The organism is Moraxella sp. CTOTU48268, assembly GCF_032069585.1.
Taxonomy (GTDB): domain Bacteria; phylum Pseudomonadota; class Gammaproteobacteria; order Pseudomonadales; family Moraxellaceae; genus Faucicola; species Faucicola cinerea.
Map to the genome: position 1 here is coordinate 120,467 of NZ_DAMALV010000003.1, position 20,244 is coordinate 140,710.

General features: G+C 42.0%; 19 protein-coding genes and 1 tRNA gene. 7 read left to right on the forward strand and 13 right to left on the reverse strand.

The window, feature by feature from the left end:
* Positions 1–38: 38 nt before the first annotated feature.
* From atpD to RT143_RS01955, 8 genes are all read right to left on the reverse strand, one after another.
* Complete coding sequence (gene atpD / locus RT143_RS01920; protein WP_188875817.1) at positions 39–1,439, reverse strand: F0F1 ATP synthase subunit beta; 1,401 nt, start codon at positions 1,437–1,439, stop codon at positions 39–41.
* Between the two features lie 25 nt (positions 1,440–1,464).
* Positions 1,465–2,343 (reverse strand): F0F1 ATP synthase subunit gamma, encoded by an 879-nt coding sequence (gene atpG / locus RT143_RS01925; protein WP_050325148.1) that lies wholly within the window; start codon positions 2,341–2,343, stop codon positions 1,465–1,467.
* Positions 2,344–2,484: 141 nt separating this feature from the next.
* Positions 2,485–4,029 carry a F0F1 ATP synthase subunit alpha gene (gene atpA, locus RT143_RS01930; protein ID WP_144918688.1) on the reverse strand — a complete coding sequence of 515 codons (1,545 nt, stop codon included), beginning with the start codon at positions 4,027–4,029 and terminating at the stop codon, positions 2,485–2,487.
* A gap of 47 nt (positions 4,030–4,076) precedes the next feature.
* The gene (locus RT143_RS01935; protein WP_313063150.1) at positions 4,077–4,679 is read right to left on the reverse strand and encodes a F0F1 ATP synthase subunit delta; all 603 of its coding nucleotides are present in this window, start codon (positions 4,677–4,679) and stop codon (positions 4,077–4,079) included.
* 25 nt (positions 4,680–4,704) lie between these two features.
* A complete protein-coding gene (locus RT143_RS01940) occupies positions 4,705–5,175 on the reverse strand; it encodes a F0F1 ATP synthase subunit B (RefSeq protein WP_036594652.1) in 471 nt (156 codons plus the stop codon).
* Positions 5,176–5,254: 79 nt separating this feature from the next.
* Entirely contained in the window at positions 5,255–5,497 is a 243-nt protein-coding gene (atpE, locus tag RT143_RS01945) for a F0F1 ATP synthase subunit C (RefSeq protein ID WP_007115820.1), read from the reverse strand.
* A gap of 27 nt (positions 5,498–5,524) precedes the next feature.
* Positions 5,525–6,400, reverse strand: a complete 876-nt coding sequence (gene atpB / locus RT143_RS01950; protein WP_007115819.1) for a F0F1 ATP synthase subunit A — start codon at positions 6,398–6,400, stop codon at positions 5,525–5,527.
* A 467-nt stretch (positions 6,401–6,867) separates the two neighbouring features.
* Positions 6,868–7,269 (reverse strand): ATP synthase subunit I, encoded by a 402-nt coding sequence (locus tag RT143_RS01955; protein ID WP_313090791.1) that lies wholly within the window; start codon positions 7,267–7,269, stop codon positions 6,868–6,870.
* A gap of 342 nt (positions 7,270–7,611) precedes the next feature.
* Between RT143_RS01955 and RT143_RS01960 the strand changes: the two genes are divergently transcribed.
* From RT143_RS01960 to gluQRS, 4 genes are all read left to right on the forward strand, one after another.
* Complete coding sequence (locus tag RT143_RS01960) at positions 7,612–8,064, forward strand: Fur family transcriptional regulator (protein WP_313090792.1); 453 nt, start codon at positions 7,612–7,614, stop codon at positions 8,062–8,064.
* Positions 8,065–8,246: 182 nt separating this feature from the next.
* Positions 8,247–9,074: a metallophosphoesterase gene (locus RT143_RS01965; protein ID WP_313090793.1), complete on the forward strand. Its 828-nt coding sequence runs from the start codon at positions 8,247–8,249 to the stop codon at positions 9,072–9,074.
* Between the two features lie 225 nt (positions 9,075–9,299).
* Positions 9,300–9,737 (forward strand): RNA polymerase-binding protein DksA, encoded by a 438-nt coding sequence (dksA, locus tag RT143_RS01970; RefSeq protein WP_036594643.1) that lies wholly within the window; start codon positions 9,300–9,302, stop codon positions 9,735–9,737.
* Positions 9,730–10,692 (forward strand): tRNA glutamyl-Q(34) synthetase GluQRS, encoded by a 963-nt coding sequence (gluQRS, locus tag RT143_RS01975; protein WP_313090794.1) that lies wholly within the window; start codon positions 9,730–9,732, stop codon positions 10,690–10,692. Before dksA ends, gluQRS begins: the two co-directional genes overlap by 8 nt.
* Here the strand turns inward: gluQRS and ftsW are convergent.
* Both ftsW and murD read right to left on the reverse strand, forming a co-directional pair.
* Positions 10,689–11,897, reverse strand: coding sequence for a putative lipid II flippase FtsW (ftsW, locus tag RT143_RS01980; RefSeq protein WP_313090795.1), 1,209 nt, complete (start codon positions 11,895–11,897; stop codon positions 10,689–10,691). The genes gluQRS and ftsW overlap by 4 nt on opposite strands.
* 37 nt (positions 11,898–11,934) lie before the next feature.
* Positions 11,935–13,338: a UDP-N-acetylmuramoyl-L-alanine--D-glutamate ligase gene (gene murD, locus RT143_RS01985; RefSeq protein WP_313090806.1), complete on the reverse strand. Its 1,404-nt coding sequence runs from the start codon at positions 13,336–13,338 to the stop codon at positions 11,935–11,937.
* Between the two features lie 724 nt (positions 13,339–14,062).
* Between murD and RT143_RS01990 the strand changes: the two genes are divergently transcribed.
* Positions 14,063–14,401, forward strand: a complete 339-nt coding sequence (locus tag RT143_RS01990) for a P-II family nitrogen regulator (protein ID WP_007115809.1) — start codon at positions 14,063–14,065, stop codon at positions 14,399–14,401.
* A gap of 122 nt (positions 14,402–14,523) precedes the next feature.
* Complete coding sequence (locus RT143_RS01995) at positions 14,524–15,849, forward strand: ammonium transporter (RefSeq protein WP_409519675.1); 1,326 nt, start codon at positions 14,524–14,526, stop codon at positions 15,847–15,849.
* Between the two features lie 144 nt (positions 15,850–15,993).
* Here RT143_RS01995 and RT143_RS02000 read toward each other — a convergent pair whose 3' ends face one another.
* Both RT143_RS02000 and RT143_RS02005 read right to left on the reverse strand, forming a co-directional pair.
* A complete protein-coding gene (locus tag RT143_RS02000) occupies positions 15,994–16,368 on the reverse strand; it encodes a DUF2147 domain-containing protein (RefSeq protein WP_188875943.1) in 375 nt (124 codons plus the stop codon).
* A 257-nt stretch (positions 16,369–16,625) separates the two neighbouring features.
* Positions 16,626–17,576 (reverse strand): DNA/RNA non-specific endonuclease, encoded by a 951-nt coding sequence (locus RT143_RS02005; RefSeq protein WP_313090796.1) that lies wholly within the window; start codon positions 17,574–17,576, stop codon positions 16,626–16,628.
* Positions 17,577–17,702: 126 nt separating this feature from the next.
* On the opposite strand from RT143_RS02005, the gene RT143_RS02010 reads away from it, so the two are divergent.
* A tRNA-Ser gene (locus tag RT143_RS02010) sits at positions 17,703–17,793 on the forward strand.
* Positions 17,794–17,850: 57 nt separating this feature from the next.
* On the opposite strand, the gene RT143_RS02015 is transcribed toward RT143_RS02010, so the two are convergent.
* Positions 17,851–19,947, reverse strand: coding sequence for a catalase (locus RT143_RS02015; protein WP_313090798.1), 2,097 nt, complete (start codon positions 19,945–19,947; stop codon positions 17,851–17,853).
* Positions 19,948–20,244 lie beyond the last annotated feature (297 nt).

The following is a 20,244-nucleotide window of genomic DNA, read 5'->3' on the forward strand; positions in this document are numbered from 1 at the left end:
GTTACTTTATTTTAAACTAACAGGGTTTGATTGAGAAATTAGCCGCGTAGTTTTTCTGCTGCAGCAACCACTTCTTCAATACCACCTTTCATGTAGAATGCTTGTTCTGGCAAGTCATCATACTCACCATTCAAGATTGCTTTAAAGCTTTGAATGGTTTCACGGATTGGTACGTATTTCCCTGGTGAGCCAGTGAATACCTCTGCAACGTGGAAAGGTTGTGACAAGAAACGTTGGATTTTACGTGCACGGTATACCACTAATTTATCATCTTCTGATAATTCGTCCATACCCAAAATCGCAATAATGTCTTTCAACTCTTTAAAGCGTTGTAACACTTCTTGGACACCACGAGCAACAGCATAGTGCTCTTCACCAATGACCAATGGGTCTAACTGACGCGACGTTGAGTCTAGTGGGTCAACCGCTGGGTAAATACCTTGTGAAGCAATATCACGGCTCAATACCACTGTTGCGTCTAAGTGTGCAAAGGTTGTCGCAGGTGATGGGTCAGTCAAGTCATCGGCAGGAACGTATACCGCTTGAACCGAAGTAATAGAACCTGATTGGGTTGAAGTAATACGTTCTTGTAATACACCCATCTCTTCTGCAAGCGTTGGCTGATAACCTACCGCAGATGGCATACGACCTAATAATGCTGATACTTCGGTACCCGCTAGTGTATAACGATAAATATTGTCAACAAACAATAATACGTCACGACCTTTACCGTTCTCATCTTTTTCGTCACGGAAGTATTCCGCCATGGTCAAACCGGTCAAGGCAACACGTAAACGGTTTCCTGGTGGCTCATTCATCTGACCATACACCATCGCAACTTTATCAAGTACGTTTGAGTCTTTCATCTCATGGTAGAAGTCATTCCCTTCACGGGTACGCTCACCTACGCCAGCAAATACCGATAAACCTGAGTGTGCTTTTGCGATGTTATTGATAAGTTCCATCATGTTAACGGTTTTACCAACACCCGCGCCACCGAACAGACCGACTTTACCACCTTTAGCAAATGGGCATAGTAAGTCAATTACTTTAATACCGGTTTCTAAAAGTTCAGTAGAGTTTGATTGTTCGTCATAGCTTGGCGCTTCACGGTGAATCGCCCAAGTGTTGCTATGCTCTACCGGACCTGCTTCGTCGATTGGGCGTCCTAAAACGTCCATGATACGACCTAGGGTACCTTTACCCACTGGCACAGAGATTGGTGCGCCAGAGTTGCTAACTGGTAGACCACGTTTTAGACCCTCAGTAGAACCCATGGCGATAGTACGCACGATACCATCACCCAATTGTTGTTGTACTTCTAATGTAGTTTCTGTGCCTTCGACTTTTAAGGCATCATAAATTCTTGGTACGCTTTGACGGTCAAATTCAACGTCAATAACCGCGCCAATAATCTGTACAATACGACCGCTACTCATTACGCTCTCCTTGAATGTAGGTCAATTATGAAACAGCAGCAGCACCGCCAACGATTTCCGAAATTTCTCGGGTAATCGCCGCTTGACGCAGCTTGTTGTAAACCAATTGTAATTCGTTAATTAAGTTACCTGCGTTATCCGTTGCTGCTTTCATAGCAACCATACGTGCAGACTGTTCAGAAGCAATATTTTCTACCACACCTTGATAGACGATTGATTCAACATAACGTCCCATCAAACCATCAAGCAGCTCTTTGGTAGTGGGCTCATAGATGTAATCCCAGCTGTGTTCACGATTTGCCATCGTTTCATCAACCAAAGACTCAGCCGCAATCGGTACTAAGCGTTGCACACTGGGATTTTGGGTCATGGCATTAACGAATTCGTTATATACCAGGTAAATTTCATCAATTTCGCCACGATTATACGCATCAAGCATTACTTGAACTGGGACACTGAGTTGCTCAAAGCTTGGGTTATCACCGTAGTGAGTTTCCGCTGCAATCACCGTACCACCAAATGTTTTAAAGAAGCTCACGCCTTTTTGACCAATCACCGCAAAACGCGTTTCAACCGATTGACTTTTTTGTTGTTTAACGTGCTGCATCAATTTTTTGAATAAGTTGATATTCAAACCACCTGCAAGTCCACGGTCAGAACTGACTACAATATAGCCAACACGATTAACTGCACGAGGTACTAGGTAAGGATGTTTGTAGTCTGGTGAAGCTTTAACCAGATGAGAAACCACTCGACGCATGCTATCAGCATAAGGACGACCTAGTTGCATACGTTCTTGGGCACGTCGCATCTTACTCGCTGCAACCATTTGCATGGCGCGAGTAATTTTCTGGGTACTTTTAATACTAGCAACTTTTGCTCGAATTTCTTTTAAACTTGCCATAAATAATCCATACAGCCATGTTTAGTTTCAGTCCACGCCCATTGTTGTAACATGGACGAAATTTGGAAAAATGAACAAAGTAATCATAACCCCTTTGTTCATTTGTTCTATGACAATGCAGTTCTAAAATTTCACTGAATCTTAGAATGAATGATTTTGCTTATAGTTTTCAATCGCTGATTTGAATTGGTTTGCGATATCATCATTATAGTTGGCAGTGTTATCAATGTCTGCCATAAAATCACCATGTTGGTCACGTAGGTAACGTAACAAACCTGCTTCAAATGCACCCACTTTGTTGACGGGAACATCAGCTAGATAGCCTTCGTTAGAAGCATAAATTACCGCAGCTTGTTCAGCGATGCTCATTGGTGCGTATTGATTTTGTTTCATCAATTCAGTCACACGTTGACCATGGTCAAGCTGTTTACGGGTTGCGTCATCTAGGTCAGAAGCAAATTGTGCAAACGCTGCCAATTCACGATACTGTGCCAATGCGGTACGGATACCACCTGACAATTTTTTGATGATTTTAGTCTGTGCTGCACCACCCACACGAGAAACTGAAATACCCGCATTCACCGCTGGACGGATACCTGAGTTGAATAAACTTGACTCTAGGAAAATCTGACCGTCCGTGATTGAAATCACGTTGGTTGGTACGAATGCTGATACGTCACCTGCTTGAGTTTCGATAATTGGCAAGGCAGTTAACGAACCTGTTTTACCTGTTACTGCACCGTTGGTGAATTTTTCTACATACTCAGCGCTTACACGTGAAGCGCGCTCTAATAGACGTGAGTGAAGGTAGAATACGTCACCTGGGTAAGCTTCACGTCCTGGTGGACGACGTAATAGCAATGAAATTTGACGATAGGCTACGGCTTGTTTTGATAAGTCATCATAAATGATAAGCGCATCTTCACCGCGGTCACGGAAGTATTCACCCATAGTACAACCAGAGTATGGCGCGATGTACTGCAGCGCTGCTGGCTCAGACGCCGATGCAACCACAACCGTTGTATAAGCTAGTGCGCCTGTTTCTTCTAGTTTACGTACCACGTTTGCGATGGTTGAACGTTTTTGACCAACGGCTACGTACACACATTTAATGCCCGAGTGTTTTTGCGCGATGATCGCATCGATTGCCATGGCTGTTTTACCAGTTTGGCGGTCACCAATGATAAGCTCACGTTGACCACGTCCGATTGGAATCATGGTATCCACAGCTTTATAACCTGTCATTACTGGCTCATCAACTGATTGACGGTCGATAACGCCTGGGGCGATTTTTTCAACTTTATCCGTTAACTTGGCGTTAATTGGGCCTTTACCATCGATAGGATTACCCAGTGCATCTACCACACGACCTAAAAGCTCGGGTCCAACTGGTACTTCTAAAATACGACCAGTACAGTAAGCTTTTTGTCCTTCTTGGAGATTCAAGTATTCACCTAGAACAACCGCACCGACTGAGTCTTGTTCAAGGTTTAGCGCCATACCATATACGCCACCTTCAAACTCAATCATTTCGCCGTACATGGCATCTTCAAGACCATGAATCTGTACGATACCGTCAGATACCATGACAATAGTGCCTTCGTTCTTTGCTGTGGCACCCGCAGTCAGGTCTTGAATTCGCTGCTTAATCAGATTACTGATTTCCGCTGGATTCAATTGTTGCATTGCACTGTTCCTTAATTTTTACTGACTAGAATCAATTTTGTTGAAATTTATGCCGTCAGCTGTGTTTTTAACTGTTTTAATTTGCCACGTACAGAGTCATCGATTACTTTGTCACCGACCTTGATCGTCACACCTGCAAGTAGGGCAGGGTCTACATTAACATGTAGTACGACCTTCGCGCCTAGGGAGGTGGCAAGTCGGTTTTCAATGAGTTGCTCTTGCACTTGCGTTAATGGATATGCCGACGTGACATACGCATGAACTTCTTTTGCATCAGCGGCTTTTAATAAACCAAAACGCTCATTGATACTGGGTAATAATGCCAAACGATCTTGCTCTGCAAGTTGCGTCAAAAAATTAACAAAAGCATTGGAATCTGCTTGTGCCCCACCTTCAATAGCGGTGCTTAAAGTCTTAAACACGGTATTGCTATCTTCAGGTGAACTTTGGTTATAAAGGTCTTTTAAAGTAGCGACTTTAGCTTGTGCAGCAACTGCTGGATTATTGATATAATCGGCAAATGCTTTATCACTAACGATGGCATTCATCACGTTTAAGTAATCTTGCCACTCATTGACAGCGTGATGCTCTTTAGCATAATCAAATGCTGCTTTTGCATAGGGTCTTGCTAAGGTTGATAAATCAGCCATCATATCCTCACTGTACTATTGCTACTTATAACTTGGCTGCCAATTGGTTTAACATATTGGCATGAGTTTCTGGATTGACCTTTTCTTGTAAGATTTTTTCGGCACCGAGTACGGCAAGTTCTGCAACCTGCGCGCGTAAACCTTCACGGGCTTTATTAATTTCTTGATCAATTGCTTCACGCGCTTGCTGACGAATACGTTCGCCTTCCACTTGTGCTTGCACTCTGGCATCTTCAATCATTTGATTGGCGCTTTTGTTCGCTTGGTCAATGAGTGAAGCGGCTTTTGCTTTTGCTGCGATAAGCTCTTGCTCTGCAGCTTGTGATGCAGTTGCTAAGTCTGCTTTGGCTTTTTCGGCAGCATTTAGGCCATCTGCGATTTTACGTTGGCGATCCGAAATAGCAGCAACCAAAGGCGGCCACACAAACTTCATGCAAAACATCACGAAGATGGCGAATGCAATCGATTGTCCAATTAGGGTTGCATTGATATTCACTTAGAATCCCTCGTTAATTAAGTTTCTTCAATCCTTGTCCACATAAGATGATGTGGACATTGTACTGATAGTGTACCTATTAACCTGCTAAAGGATTTGCGAATAACAATAACATTGCAATACCAACACCGATCATCGGTACGGCGTCAAGAAGACCTGCCACGATGAACATACGAGTTTGCAATTGTGAACCTAGTTCTGGTTGACGAGCGACGCCCTCTAAGAATTTGCCACCTAAGATTGCAAAGCCAATACCTGTGCCTAGTGCACCTAAACCGATTAGCAAAGCAACGGCAAGAACGGTCATACCTTCTAGAGTCATTGATGTATCCTCATTACTGTTTTGAAATTAATGTTCAGTTTGTGATGCAAGGCTAAGATAGACAATGGTTAGCATCATGAAAACGAACGCTTGCAAAGTGATTACTAAAATGTGGAAGATTGCCCACGGTACTGATAACACCCATTGAATCCAAAATGGCATAAGGGCGATTAACACAAAAATTAATTCACCTGCATACATGTTACCGAATAGTCGTAAGCCAAGTGAGATAGGTTTTGCGATTAGAGTTACAAACTCTAGGATAAAGTTCACTGGAATCAATAAGATTTTAGCGATTGGGTTTTTTGCGCTAAATGGATGAAGGGTTAATTCACCAATAAAACCGCCAAAACCTTTTTCTTTAATACTATAAAAAATGATCAGTGCAAATACTGAGAACGACATACCAAGCGTCACATTTGGGTCAGTACTTGGTACGACTTTCATGTAAACATGGTGTGGGTTATGTCCTAGCAAACCACCAATTTTTTGTGCAATTACAGGCAAATAATCAACTGGCAGAAGATCCATGAAGTTCATCAAGAAAATCCACACAAAAATTGTCAATGCCAATGGCGCAATAACTTTTGATGTGCCATGATAAGTATCACGAACGTTACTATCAACAAACTCCACAATCATTTCAATAAAAGCTTGCATTTTGCCGGGTACACCCGAGGTTGCTCTTTTTGCCACCATATAAAAAATGGCACAAAAAAGCACCCCTAAACCAATCGACCACAGCATTGAGTCTAAATGAATCGCATTAAAACCCATTTCAGAAGCTTGCTGTTTGGTTTCGGCAACTATCCAACCTTCTGTTGGGTGATTACCGAAAGTCCAGTTTGTCAAGTGGTGATTGATATACTCATTTGAAGTAATTTCTGCGTTTGCTTCTGCCATAATCTTAACTTCTTTTTTATATTGAGCCGATAATAGAGGGAGTTAGCGTCAGATATTTCGTCTAATCACAAAAATTTGTAACTTAACACTATAATCGTATCTAACTGAGCTGATGATACTCAATGAGAAGTGCAAACATGACGTCAAAGGCACATCGAGGCGTTTAAGCAATCTGCTTAACTAAGGTGATGAACCGTGAATAAACGGATTGTTTATCAACGTAATAATATAGGCTATCGACCTACTGTGTTTTGCTTGACTCAAATAAGTGGGTCATCAGTAAAACATATATGCAATTGCTTGAAAACTAATTCTTTTTAGCCAATTAGCGCTGAGCAATCGCACCTTCAAAAAATTTTCACTATATTAATTCAACTGTTACCTTTTTGTAAAGGATTAAATAGATTTATTTGTGATTTAGTTTAGGTTATTTCCAGGATTACGAGATAAATGTAAATAGCCTTTTTTTACCAAGGATTTCGGTAAGTGATAATGAGGTAACTCATTTGCAAAATTAAGTAGCCCGCGAATACCGCAAGGGCATTTAGCGGTTTTAACAGCAGAAAAATCAGTGCAAACCCAATAATGGTCAACACCCACTTTGCCATATGCGCTTGGTAAAAACGATGAACAATTTGACGACGCTGCTGATAGCCCGATTTGCTCAGGGAAATTTTAGCAAAGATGATTTGACTCACCCACCCTAACACACTACCTGCTAGCAGATTTTTACTCACGGTATACTGGCTATTGCCTTGCCAAACATCCCATACAATCCCGATGGCAACCAGCCCAAGTATCAGCCATGACTGCTTGTTGATGGATTGTTGGATAGACTGTGGGTCAAATGGCTTGGCAGGTTTTGACATAGCAAAATAAGGGCTGGCTGATTGTGGGCAGGAATGATAAAAGTAGTATAGCAGAATCTTGATTAAAATTTTGCTAAAGGTTGTTTTATCTATGCTGACGTTAATCGCCAGTCATTATGAATAGTGTGTTATTAGGCTTGTTATATTGTCAGGTAGTTTTATAGCCGAACTGCTAATTTCGCAGACAAATTATGCGGTTTTCATGCTAAAGTAATTTGATAGTTATTGATGATTTTATGTGATATGACCCAACCTTCTATTCAATCAGCTGGAAGTTCTATTCAATCAGCCAATAGTTACGACGCAAATTGTCACCACCTATCTATATCTATGTCCATGTGTATGCAACAAATGACCGCCGAGCAGATTGAAGCACAGATTGCTCAGATAAAACAAGATTGCCAAGCGCAAGGTTTACGTTTTACGGCATTGCGAGAGCAGGTGTATCGTTTAATTTTACTTGCCGCGCAGCCCATTGGAGCGTATGAATTATTGGATTTGCTGCAATCAACGAGCGAAAAAGTCGTCGCACCGCCAACTGTATATCGTAGTTTGGAGTTTTTGCTCAGACATGGCTTGGTTCATCAATTAAATTCCAGCAAGGCATTTTTTGCCTGCTCTCAGCCCACCGATCGCCATGTTGCCGCTTTTTTGGTCTGTCGATGCTGTGGCGAGGTACAAGAGTTTAGCCACCCATCTATCCAGACCATGCTAACTGAGGTTGAGCAATCGACCAATTTTGCCACTCAGTCAAGCATTATTGAGCTTTCAGGTGTTTGTCAGCGCTGCCAATAGCCACCTTTTTTTTATCGAATGCTTAGAATGAGACTCAGCCAACAATTATTTTGTTATTGTGTTTGTCAATTATGAGCATTTGTGATATAAAACATGCCTTATTTGATTGACTTAAGTCAATTAACCGTTGTTTGATAAAGTTGTACTGCCACGATTACCGTCATTATTCTAAGGATAACTGAGTGACGTTACTGCCAAGTTCGATATCACAACACCATGCTGATTATTTTTCAATTATTGAATTAAGTGATCTGCATCTTTTTAATGACCCTAATAAGCTAATGAATGGCGTTAATACCGCAGACACATTTGAATCGGTATTATCCTTAGTTCGACAACAGCGCGATGATGTTGATTTATTGGTACTGACGGGGGATTTATGCCATGAACCTACCCCACAAAATTATGACCGTTTATTTGCAACTTTAAACGACGTCGACATTCCGTTTATAGCCATTCCAGGCAATCATGATGTGACCCTAGAGCTTGATAATCATCTACCTTTTGCCCAGCGCCGTCATTTGCCAGTCAAAGCAGATACTCGCCTGCAAAACTGCTATAGTATTGCCACCGATTATTGGGACTTATTGTTATTAGACTCCTCTTGTGAGGGACACAGTCATGGCAAAATTGACGAGCAGACATTGCGGTGGCTGGCGCAACAGTTGGCGAATGCCAGTCGCCCTTGTGCAATTTTTTGTCATCATCCGATGGTGTTAATCGATTCAACATGGCTTGATGAGTACACCCTAATCAATGCGGACCGTTTTTGGGAAGTCGTAATGCCGTATCTAGACCGCATTAAAGCTATATTTGTCGGTCATATTCACCAAGAAATGCATAAGATTAATTATGGGATATCTGTGTTTGGCTGCCCATCGACCAGCCTACAGTTTAAACCCTTGTGTAAAGACTATACCATTGACGAAATTGCGCCTGGTTTACGTTGGATAAATTTATATAACAATGGGTTACTTGCAACTGGTATCAAAAGAACAGATACTATCTGACTAATTTTTCATGGTCGTTGAACTTATGTTCATAAACTTAATGTCGTGAAAGTTTGGTTAGCTTGTTTATTAAGGTTTTAGCGTTTATTTTAGTTTGATTTCATATACTGGCGAATTGCAGTGTTTAAAGCGTTAATAACGCGGTGTCATTGGCTTAAGTGCTGAACTCGTAATGAAATTGTAAACTTAAAATTGTATCACTATCGGTTTTTAAAGGAATTAGCTATGGCATCTGCCCAAAATGAACGTGAATTAAGCTTTACCCCATATCAGCCAGCGGCTGAAGAAGAATATATGAATGACGCACAACTTGCGCATTTTAGAAAAATTTTATTAGATTGGAAAGAGCAGTTAATTAGCGAAGCTGAATCAACCAAATCTTATATTCAAGATGAATCAACGGCGATGCCTGATATTAATGACCGCGCCACCCAAGAAGAAGAGTTTGCATTGGCACTGCGCACGCGTGACCGTGAGCGTAAACTGATTCGTAAGATTGATAAATCGATTGCTGAAATTGACAGTGGCGACTACGGTTTTTGTGAGACTTGCGGTGTGGAGATTGGTTTGCGTCGTTTAGAAGCCCGTCCAACCGCAACCCAATGTATCGATTGCAAAACCTTATCAGAGATTAAAGAAAAACAAGCATGGGGTCATGCTTAATTTATCAACATCTCCTGTTATTGGTCGCTTTGCTCCCTCTCCGACGGGAGCTTTGCATTTGGGGTCACTGGTGACTGCGATTGCCAGTTACTGTATCGCTAAGCAAGCGCAAGGCCAGTGGCTATTACGGATTGAAGATACTGATACTGAGCGCTGTCATCCAAAATTTAGCGATTTGATTTTAGCAGATTTGGATCGATTAGGCTTGCACTGGGATGGTAACGTTCGTTACCAGTCGCAACACCTAAACACGTATCACGCGTTATTGGATGAGCAGCTAAAAGCAGTAAGTTATGGCTGTGATTGCAGTCGTAAATACCTGCAAACTTATCAACTCGCCCACCCCAACACCCAATACCCTTATCCCAGAATCTGTGTCCATAAGCGGTTATCGCGCGATTATGCCATACGCTTAGTGATGCCAGATAACCCAATGCTTTTTTTCGATCAGCTGCAAGGGGTGATTTCGGGCAATCCGCAACTAGAACAGGGTGATATTGTGGTCAGAAGGCGGCGCATTGGGCGGTCTTTCTCAAATACGCCAACCGCCAACAAAGGCATGATTAATTATATGCTTGCGGTGGTGATTGATGACGCACTACAAAACGTCAATCAAATTGTGCGCGGCTTGGATATATTGCCATTGACGATACCGCAAATGGTCATCGCGGATTATTTAAATTTTCCCCCTAACCAATACTACTATCACTTACCCATTTTGGTGAATGCACAAGGGCAAAAACTGTCTAAACAAACGCTTGCCGAGCCGATTCAATCTTACCCCGCACCCCAACTTATTAAGACCGCACTGCAATTATTACAACAGCCACCGGTTGATATGGATAAACCAACCACGATGCTCGAGCAGGCGGTTTGCCAATGGACTCATACGCCGCTGCAAGGCAAACAGCGTATAAAAGTTGATAGTTTACAAAATCTTTTGGCAAGCCGTTAATAATAACGACATTGATTGGCAGGAATTGTTGGGCTTTCTTTGATAATTCGCATCAACAATCCGACGATAACCAGATTAACCACCATAGAAGAACCACCATAGCTAAAAAATGGCATGGTTAACCCTTTGGTAGGTAGCATCCCCATGGTCATGCCGGCATTAACAAAAATTTGCCCAAAGAACAAAATCCCAACCCCAAACGCAAAATAGCTTAAGCGTGTTTGGTGCCGTGCTAGCGCTTGGTAGCTAATGCGCATAACCGTGGTGACCAAAATAATTTGTAACACCAGTAAAAACGACACACCCACTAAGCCTAACTCTTCACCGGTAATCGCTAGTAAAAAATCGGTATGCGCCTCCGGTAAATGGGAGAGTTTTTGGATACTTTCCCCATAGCCGACACCAAACCATTCACCGCGGGCAAAGGCTACAATACTGCGACCTAGCTGATAGTCACTATTTTTTAAGTCATCAAACGGATCTAAAAACGAGGTTACCCGCTTTAGTCGGTAACTTGCCCCCATAATCGCCATGGTGCCTGCCAAAAACATGGCACCCATGATGATAAAAAACTGGCGCATGGGTAAGCCACCGACAAAAATCATCGCCGCAATACAGGTCGCAATAATCACCACCGAGCCAAAGTCAGGCTGCAACATGATAAATAAGATCAGCCCCATGGCTATCAGTGTTAGCCGCAAAAAGCCTTTCCAATGGTTGCGAATCTCTTCTGATCGGCGCACCAGATAATCTGAGGTGTACAAAATCATCAACAATTTTGCCAATTCAGAGGGCTGAAAGTTGATACCACCCAATTCAATCCAGCGTTTGCTGCCGTTAATCACTGACCCACCGATTAGGGTATAAATAATCAGCAAAAGACAAGCCAGTAGCGCATACATAATAAAATCTAAGCGAAACGTCTTGCGAAGCGGGATAAAATACACCAGTAAACCAAGAACTGCACCGATTCCCATGTACGCCAGTTGGTGATAGAAAAAGTAAAAATCACCCAGTTTTTTGGTTTGTGCAAAAGGTATTGACGCGGACGCCACCATCAACAGACTAAATACCATAATGGTTGCCACCGTGGTCAATAGCACCGAATTAATGGGCGGAATCCACTGGCGGCTTTTCTTAGCAGAAACACTGTTAGCTGAGAGGGATGAAGAAAGTGAAGAAGTAGTTGAATGGGGCGCGGGCATAACACAACCTAAATATTAAAAATACACTAGCGAATGATTATTGGGGTTTGACTAAGCGTTGAAAAACTTGTCCACGTTCCACATAGCCACTAAACTGATCAAAACTTGCACAAGCGGGTGATAGCAATAATACGCCTAAAGCGGGGAATGTTGGCTGGTCTTGCCAAGCTTGACTGACCGCTTGTTCCAGGGTTTGGCATTTGGTTAATACAATCCCTGCAGGATTGTGAGCATCTAAACCCGCTGATGCCAAATCAGCCGCGATTTTATCGGCATCTTCTCCAATAAAGTACACCACTTGCGCATAATCCATCAAGGGTTTTGCCAGTTCAGCAAAGTTTTGACCTTTACCTTGCCCGCCCAAAATCACTGCAAGTTTTTTGCCTTTGGGCGCATATACTTTACCTAGCCCCAAAATTGCCGCGATGGTCGAGCCAATGTTAGTGCCTTTGGAGTCGTCAAAACAATCGAGCTGATGGGTGGTTGTGATAAATTCACAGCGATGTGGCAGCCCGACAAAGTTTTTTAATGTTGTTAACATACTGTCTAGCGGCAGACCTGCTAGTTCGCCAATTGCTAGGGCTGACAGCGCATTCATCAAATTATGCTCACCTTTGATCGGCACGTCTTTTTCATTGAGCAACCGCTCGCGACCCCGTGCTAGCCAGATTTCACCATCGCTATCTTTTATCAATCCGTACTGATTCATATCAGGTGCGTTACTACCAAAGCTAATGGTGGGCATATCATCGGATACCAACGGACGACTAAGCAAGTCCTCGCGGTTGACCACAATGGATTGCACGCCTTGGAAAATTCGGTGTTTGGCTTGGTGATAGCCGAGCATATTGCCATGGCGATCTAGATGGTCAGGCGACATGTTAAGCACGGTGGCTACTTTAGCGGCCAAATTGGTGGTGGTCTGTAGTTGAAAGCTAGATAACTCAAGCACCGCCATCTGTATGGGCTCAAGTAGCAAATCAAGCGCGGGCGTTCCCAAGTTACCACCGACACCGACTTTAAACCCCGCATTTTTGACCATCTCGCCAACCAGGGTGGTGACGGTGCTTTTGGCATTAGAGCCGGTAATCGCAATAATCGGAATATGTCGCTGTTTAGCTACCTCATGGAACAATTGAATATCACTGACAATCGCGATTTTTTTCGCACGTGCGCCATCAAATATAGGCAAGTAAGGGTCAATACCAGGACTGATGATAATGCGATCTGCCACTGCCAACAATTCGCCATCTAATGCCCCAAACTTGGTCACTATATCGGTTGGCAAATGCTCGGCAAGTTTGGGCAGACCGGCATCGGTGACAGCTACGGGGTAGCCAAGCGCGTGTAAATAGTTGACTGCCGACAAGCCTGATTTGCCAAGTCCAACCACCACTTGTAATCCATTGCCACGTTGAATCATGCTCGATGGTGATTGCATGCTTTGGTTGGTTGAAGCAGGTGAAACGGCTGATTGAGTGGCAGAGAGTTGGCTCACGAGAATTCCTTGTAACACTTAAACTTATAATACTTAAACTTGTAACACTTAAATAAGGGTACCGCTAGATAAGGCAATAACAATACTTGCCGCATAAGCTAAAAGACGTTTTCTATCATACCATTTTATGACAAAAAGTTTTGCGATTAAATGTGAGTTTTCATGTTTTGTAGTGACCGCAATAAAAGACGGTTTAAATGCTACGATTTTTGCGATGAAGATATACTCTTTATCTGTATTACCCAACAAATTTGACTATATTAGACAGCAAAATGCACTTTTTTGGTGCAATTATTTTGTTTTTATCGCTAATTATTAAAATAATTCTAAAAATTATCTACAAAATCGTTAATGGCACCCAAATAACCTTTTTGGTGCAATAACTGATTTACATTAGAGGAATTTTTATTTTTTCGTTATAATAAAATTACGCTTTCTGTGTGATGGTCGCATTGAAACCATAAAAAAGTTTTTGCTTTATTTTCAATAGGTTGTATTTTTTACCCCCTTAAAAATAGGACATTTATGAAAGTTGGCATAGCTTTTGAATTATCCAAACTACCATTTTCAACTCGCTATACGAATGCTGTTTAGGGTAATCGCTATTAAGCCACTGCAGCAGCTAGTAACTAACCCAACCATAAGCGGCACTTAAAAGGAAATTATTATGAAATTAATTACGGCTATCTTAAAACCGTTCAAACTAGACGATGTGCGTGAGTCACTCTCTGAGATTGGCGTTCAAGGTATCACAGTTACCGAAGTAAAAGGTTTTGGCCGTCAAAAAGGCCATACTGAATTGTATCGTGGCGCTGAGTATGTGGTTGATTTCCTGCCCAAAGTTAAGTTAGAAATTGCAGTGACTGACGAAATGGTTGATGCAGCGATTGAAGCTATCACTCGCGTGGCTAGCACGGGCAAAATCGGTGATGGCAAAATCTTTGTATCACCATTAGAACAAGTGATTCGTATCCGTACGGGTGAAACAGGCGCTAACGCTATCTAACACTATCATGACTGTCGTTGTGGCAACGCTTGTTAACTTTTAAAGTCGACCATCCTTTAAACATTAACGCAGACCTATCAAGCCGCTTAACGACTATCTCAAATAATTTTAAGGGGGTTACGATGAATGCCGTCATTACAAGGGCAGCTTTTGCCAAATTTTTACAGCCACTAGTATCTACTAAATCAATTTTATCGTTATTGTTGTTATCTCCATTGGTGGCTCATGCAGCTGACACGCCTACGCTAAATGCGGGCGACACGGCTTGGGTATTAATTTCTACTGCATTAGTGCTCCTAATGACTATTCCAGGGTTGGCGTTGTTTTACTCAGGCATGGTACGCAAAAAGAATATTTTAGGGACGATGGCGCACAGTTATGGTGCCACAGCATTAGTATCTATTGTTTGGATTGTGTTAGGTTATTCGCTGGCGTTTGGTAGCAGCGATTTTAATCAATTTATTGGCGGTTTCGATAATGCATTGTTATCTAATATTGGGCTAAGTGATTTAACGGGTACCGTGCCCACCCTGTTATTTGTTACTTTTCAAATGACCTTTGCCATTATCACTGTGGCAATCTTAGCAGGCTCGATTGCTGAACGTATCAAATTTAGTAGTTTCATGGTGTTTACTGCCCTTTGGGTATTATTGGTGTATGCACCGATTTGCCACTGGGTTTGGGGCGGCGGCTGGTTAATGGCAGATGGTGCGCTAGACTTTGCAGGCGGTACGGTCGTGCACATTAATGCCGGTGTAGCAGGTATTGTGTTAGCGGCTGTTTTAGGTAAACGCAATGGCTATAACCGTGACCCAATGGCACCTTCAAACTTGGCTTTAACCTTAATTGGTACGGGTTTGATTTGGGTAGGTTGGTTTGGCTTTAATGGCGGTAGTGCGTTGGCGGCAAATGCATTGGCAGGTAATGCGCTACTCGTCACGCAAGTAGCGGCAGCGGCAGGGGCATTGACTTGGTTTGCCATCGAAAAATTAGTCCGTGGTAAAGCCTCTGTACTAGGCGGTGCATCAGGTGCAGTGGCGGGTCTAGTCGGTATTACCCCAGCGGCAGGTTTTGTGACGGTAGCAGGTGCATTAGCGATTGGTATCATCACCTCATTGGTTTGCTTTTATGCAGTCAACTATCTCAAACGTCTGTTAAAAATCGATGATAGCTTGGATGCGTTTGGATTGCATGGCGTTGGTGGTATCGTCGGTGCCATATTGACAGGTGTCTTTGTGAGTCCTGCTATCACTGGCAAACCCCTGGCTTTATCGACCATTGGTCAAGTATGGGTGCAATTAGAAGGCGTGTTTGCGGTTATCATCTACTGCGCGATTGTGACTTTCATTATTGCTAAAGTGATTCAATTAACCATGGGCTTACGTGTCACTGATGAAGATGAATACACCGGTCTTGACTTAGCCGTACATGGCGAACGTATCGAATAGACAAAGAATGATAAACATAGGCTGATTCAATCAGCCTATTTTTTTATATAAGCATACTAAAAGACTCTAGAAAACTTGCGATTGGACAAATAAAAAAGCTAGATATTAATATCTAGCTTTTTTGGGCTTTCAAATCATGGGCGATTATTTAATTTTTTTCCAAGTTTGGCTGCCTTTGACTGGAACAGATAAAGTTAAGGTTGAACCGCTTAATGAAATATCTGCACCTAATCCAAGACCCCAACGTGGGTCTTTTGCTTTACCTGCATATTTGCCATTACCTTTGGCTTTCACGTTTGTTAACACAGTTTTACCAACAAAAGATTTTGCTTTTTCAGTATTGCCCGCAACGATTTTACCGGTGAAAGTAGCACCTGTTTGTGAGATTTGAACTTGCGCTTTTGGTTGATTGTCTTCATAAGTTTGCCAAGTACCCACGATTGGATCGGCAGCCATAGCAGCAACACTTAAAGTAGAAAGAGCAACACCAACGCTGATTGATTTAAGAGAAATTTTCATAACAGTTCCTTCTGTAGCGCACTGCAAAAAAGTAAGGGAAGTGAGATGCAGTGCCATTGACAATCATTATAGCCAAAATGGTTTTGAGGTAAAGATATTTTTTGATACGCAAAAGTTTCTAATAGTTTTCTACATCCTTACAGGGTAAAATTATCCGCTTTTTTAATTTTAACTTACTGATTTTTAAGTAATTATTTTTTTAAAAAATTCCAAAAGCTTAAACTGACTAATCAGTCATTTGTGTATAATTACTATTTTTAGGACTTAAATAGGCTGATTATCCATTCAAAAATGGTCAAAACTAAATTAACTAAGACTAATAAAATTTGCTGGTTATCGGGCTCTGATTTTGGCGTGTTTTTATTTTTTGTAGCTGGTGAATAATCATCAATAGGCAGCGTCATTGCCGTTTTTTGTACCTTCCCTGATAACCCTGGCATGGCATCCACGCCTATTCTTACCGCAAGTTCATCCAGACTAATGATTTCCACTCGCTGACTATCATCATTAGGGACAAAATAAACCCCTGCTTGTTGTAGACTTGGAATATAAATCGCTTTGTACAGATGACTGGGTACTAATATATTGTTATTGATTTTCTTAACCCGATTACTGATAAAAGCCACCCCTGTCACCACATAGATACGATTGTGTTTGATCGCTAGGTAACGGGTACGGGACTCAATGTCTCGCCAAGTGCTACGATTATTGACAGGATTTTGCGGTACAATGTTGGCAAGGCTAAAACTGTCATATTGTGATTCAAGCGTACTCATATCTGCATTCGGCGCTAGATGCCCACGATCATAAGGTACGTTACGATAATCAGATAAATAGCCTTTAACCCGATTAGGCAGCTGACTTTCTTCGTGAAAATTATCAACCCTAGATAACTCGCTCGCTTTTTCAATACGCGCTCGTGTCAAATACTCCGCTGACCACAAGGCGGTTTTACTCAGTGACGAATACCCCACAGCAAAGCCATTTAGACATAGATAATAAATCTCAAGTGGTTGATTTGAGAGTGGTTGATTCGAGAGTGGCTGCGGACTTTGTTGGTTAGCATAGGTATTGCCGCATTGATTGAGATGTTGTTTGCGATAATCTAAAGAGCTGCTAGAATGTGCCCATAAGGGCAATAAGGATAAAGCTATCACTACTAGTGTCTGTGACAGTGATTTGTGGGAAAAACGCTGATAACCACTCATACGCTATAACTTACCAACTCTAGCCATTGATGAAAATTGATTAATTATACATGACATTTGGCATTATTTTGGGTAAAATAGGCGTCCGTTTTGCGATTACCTATATTTTGGAATTGCAACTCGATTGGAAACGTGGCTGAGTGGTCGAAAGCGCACGCCTGGAAAGTGTGTATACGTTAATAGCGTATCGAGGGTTCGAATCCCTCCGTTTCCGCCAAACAAATAAAAAGCTAGCTTAATAATAAGCTAGCTTTTTTGTTGCTAGGTTGATGAGTTATGCTAAATCACGCACATTAGGTTCACGATCCCATTCACGCGATTTGGCCTTCTCGATAAAGGTATCTATTTCCTTTAAAGCCACCACACTGGCATCTTTCTCAATGTTCTGGGGAATTAGAATAAATTCATCTGTCGCACCACAATAAGCAATCGCTTTTAGATGGGCGTGCGCGTCTTTAAACCACGCAATCGCTTCACTTACTTTGGCTAGTTTTTTCGCTTGCTCTGGCATAATGATACTAACGATTGCATCAAACAAGACAGAAGGTGAACCCGCCAATTGACCGTCAGCCGCAATGGTTTCACCATTGTTTAACGTAATACTAATTTTTGGTGCTACTATAAAGGGTGTTGCCTTTGCTGCAGTAATCGCCACTTTATATTTTTCAAGCATTTCTGCATTTGAATCATCTGCAACTAGAATAGCCACTTTACGACCTTCAAGCGTTGGCTTGGCTTTGCCAATCAACTGCAAAGCTGGTGATAATGGCAAATCTTGCACTGGAACCGTTGGCTCAATCGGTTTTGGCACTGATTTCATCCCCAACCCATCGGCAACGCGTTTGCCCAATGTTTCATCAACCGTTAACAACTGCGCAACCATGCGTTCACGGATATAGGGGGTCTCAACTTTTGAAAGCTCAAACACAATCGCTGAAGCAATATGCGCCTGCTCAATAGGGGTTTGACTACGATAGAACATACGCGGCTGACTATAAAAGTCTGCAAAGCTTTCTGCACGGATACGACCTTTAACCGCATCGTTATTTTGAGTTAAATCATCTGTAAATGATTTAAACCCAATTGACGGATTTTCACGCGGTTTTTCTGGTTCCACACTTTGTGGTTCATAAGCGACGCGACCTTTAGGAATTTGCATCTGCATATGGCCATCACGTTGCATATTATGGAATGGACATTTTGGCGCATTAATTGGCAGCTGGGCAAAATTTGGTGAGCCCAAACGTGACAACTGGGTATCTAGGTAACTAAATAAACGGCCTTGTAATAATGGGTCATTACTAAAGTCAATACCTGGGACGATGTTCGCTGGGCAGAAAGCCACTTGCTCTGTCTCAGCAAAGAAGTTATCGGGATAACGGTTTAATACCATTTTACCCACGATTTCAACAGGGACTAATTCTTCTGGAATTAATTTGGTTGCATCCAAATGATCAAATGGGAATTTTTCTGCTTGTTCTTGGGTAAAGATCTGCACACCAAAGTCCCAAACAACTTCGTCACCATTTTCAAACAAGGTTTCAAATAAATCACGACGATGATAGTCTGGATCAGCACCGGCAACTTTCACAGCTTCATCCCACACATGTGATTGAAGCTGCAAACGTGGACGCCAGTGATAACGGAAGAACACACTTTCGCCTTGGGTATTAATAAAGCGATAGCTATGGATACCAAAGCCCTCAATCATGCGTAAACTGCGAGGAATAGCGCGATCACTCATCGCCCATAGGTAGTTATGTAAGGTTTCAGGGTTTAACGAGATAAAATCATAAAAGGTATCATGCGCTGATGCCGCTTGTGGGAAACCACGATCAGGCTCCATTTTTACAGCATGAATAATATCGGGAAATTTAATCGCATCTTGGATAAAGAACACAGGGGTGTTGTTACCCACTAAATCCCAGTTACCTTCCTCTGTATAGATTTTGACGGCAAAACCGCGAATATCACGCGGCGTATCAATCGATCCCGCACCACCGGCTACCGTTGAAAAACGAGCAAATAATGGGATTTGCTTGCCCACCTCTGTTAATACCTTAGCTGTGGTAAATTGCTCTAATGATTTGGTTAATTCAAAATAACCATGGGCTGCCGTACCACGAGCATGTACAACACGCTCAGGAATACGTTCATGGTCAAAATGGGTAATTTTCTCACGTAAAATAAAATCTTCCAGCAATGCAGGACCCCGGCGACCTGCCTTTAGCGAATTCTGATTATCTGCAATAACAATACCTTGCTGCGTGGTTAAATTAGTTGAATTATTATCAGCCTGCTGATGAGTTTCACCAGCATTGCCTTGCTGAATATTCATATTTGGCTCTGGTTTAACGGGCTTTTGTGTCATTTTTTATCCTAGATATTTAATTATATTTGTAATTTTTTAGAAAACATCAAATGTTCGCCTAAGGTTAAAAAAGGATCGACATTGATGTAATTAGTATATAGGATTCAAAAATTTACAGTGTGAAAATGCGTAAAGCTATGTAACAAGTAGGTTATTAATGCAGCATATATAAAAAGAATAAAATTAACATCTTAATACTGCATGTTATTTTGACAAAAAAACACCCCCTTTAAACAAATAAAGGGGGTGTTTTAGAATAGGAAGCTGACGATGACCTACTCTCACATGGGCGAACCA

Bases quoted from the DNA above. Each gene is read 5' to 3' on its own strand.
- RT143_RS01990 (WP_007115809.1), top strand. From the start codon at position 14,063: ATGAAATTAATTACGGCTATCTTAAAACCGTTCAAACTAGACGATGTG.
- RT143_RS01935 (WP_313063150.1), bottom strand. From the start codon at position 4,679: ATGGCTGATTTATCAACCTTAGCAAGACCCTATGCAAAAGCAGCATTT.
- RT143_RS02015 (WP_313090798.1), bottom strand. From the start codon at position 19,947: ATGACACAAAAGCCCGTTAAACCAGAGCCAAATATGAATATTCAGCAA.
- atpD (WP_188875817.1), bottom strand. From the start codon at position 1,439: ATGAGTAGCGGTCGTATTGTACAGATTATTGGCGCGGTTATTGACGTT.
- RT143_RS02000 (WP_188875943.1), bottom strand. From the start codon at position 16,368: ATGAAAATTTCTCTTAAATCAATCAGCGTTGGTGTTGCTCTTTCTACT.
- RT143_RS02005 (WP_313090796.1), bottom strand. From the start codon at position 17,576: ATGAGTGGTTATCAGCGTTTTTCCCACAAATCACTGTCACAGACACTA.
- atpE (WP_007115820.1), bottom strand. From the start codon at position 5,497: ATGACTCTAGAAGGTATGACCGTTCTTGCCGTTGCTTTGCTAATCGGT.
- atpG (WP_050325148.1), bottom strand. From the start codon at position 2,343: ATGGCAAGTTTAAAAGAAATTCGAGCAAAAGTTGCTAGTATTAAAAGT.
- gluQRS (WP_313090794.1), top strand. From the start codon at position 9,730: ATGCTTAATTTATCAACATCTCCTGTTATTGGTCGCTTTGCTCCCTCT.
- RT143_RS01995 (WP_409519675.1), top strand. From the start codon at position 14,524: ATGAATGCCGTCATTACAAGGGCAGCTTTTGCCAAATTTTTACAGCCA.
- RT143_RS01960 (WP_313090792.1), top strand. From the start codon at position 7,612: ATGCAACAAATGACCGCCGAGCAGATTGAAGCACAGATTGCTCAGATA.
- atpB (WP_007115819.1), bottom strand. From the start codon at position 6,400: ATGGCAGAAGCAAACGCAGAAATTACTTCAAATGAGTATATCAATCAC.
- dksA (WP_036594643.1), top strand. From the start codon at position 9,300: ATGGCATCTGCCCAAAATGAACGTGAATTAAGCTTTACCCCATATCAG.
- atpA (WP_144918688.1), bottom strand. From the start codon at position 4,029: ATGCAACAATTGAATCCAGCGGAAATCAGTAATCTGATTAAGCAGCGA.
- murD (WP_313090806.1), bottom strand. From the start codon at position 13,338: ATGCAATCACCATCGAGCATGATTCAACGTGGCAATGGATTACAAGTG.
- RT143_RS01955 (WP_313090791.1), bottom strand. From the start codon at position 7,269: ATGTCAAAACCTGCCAAGCCATTTGACCCACAGTCTATCCAACAATCC.
- ftsW (WP_313090795.1), bottom strand. From the start codon at position 11,897: ATGCCCGCGCCCCATTCAACTACTTCTTCACTTTCTTCATCCCTCTCA.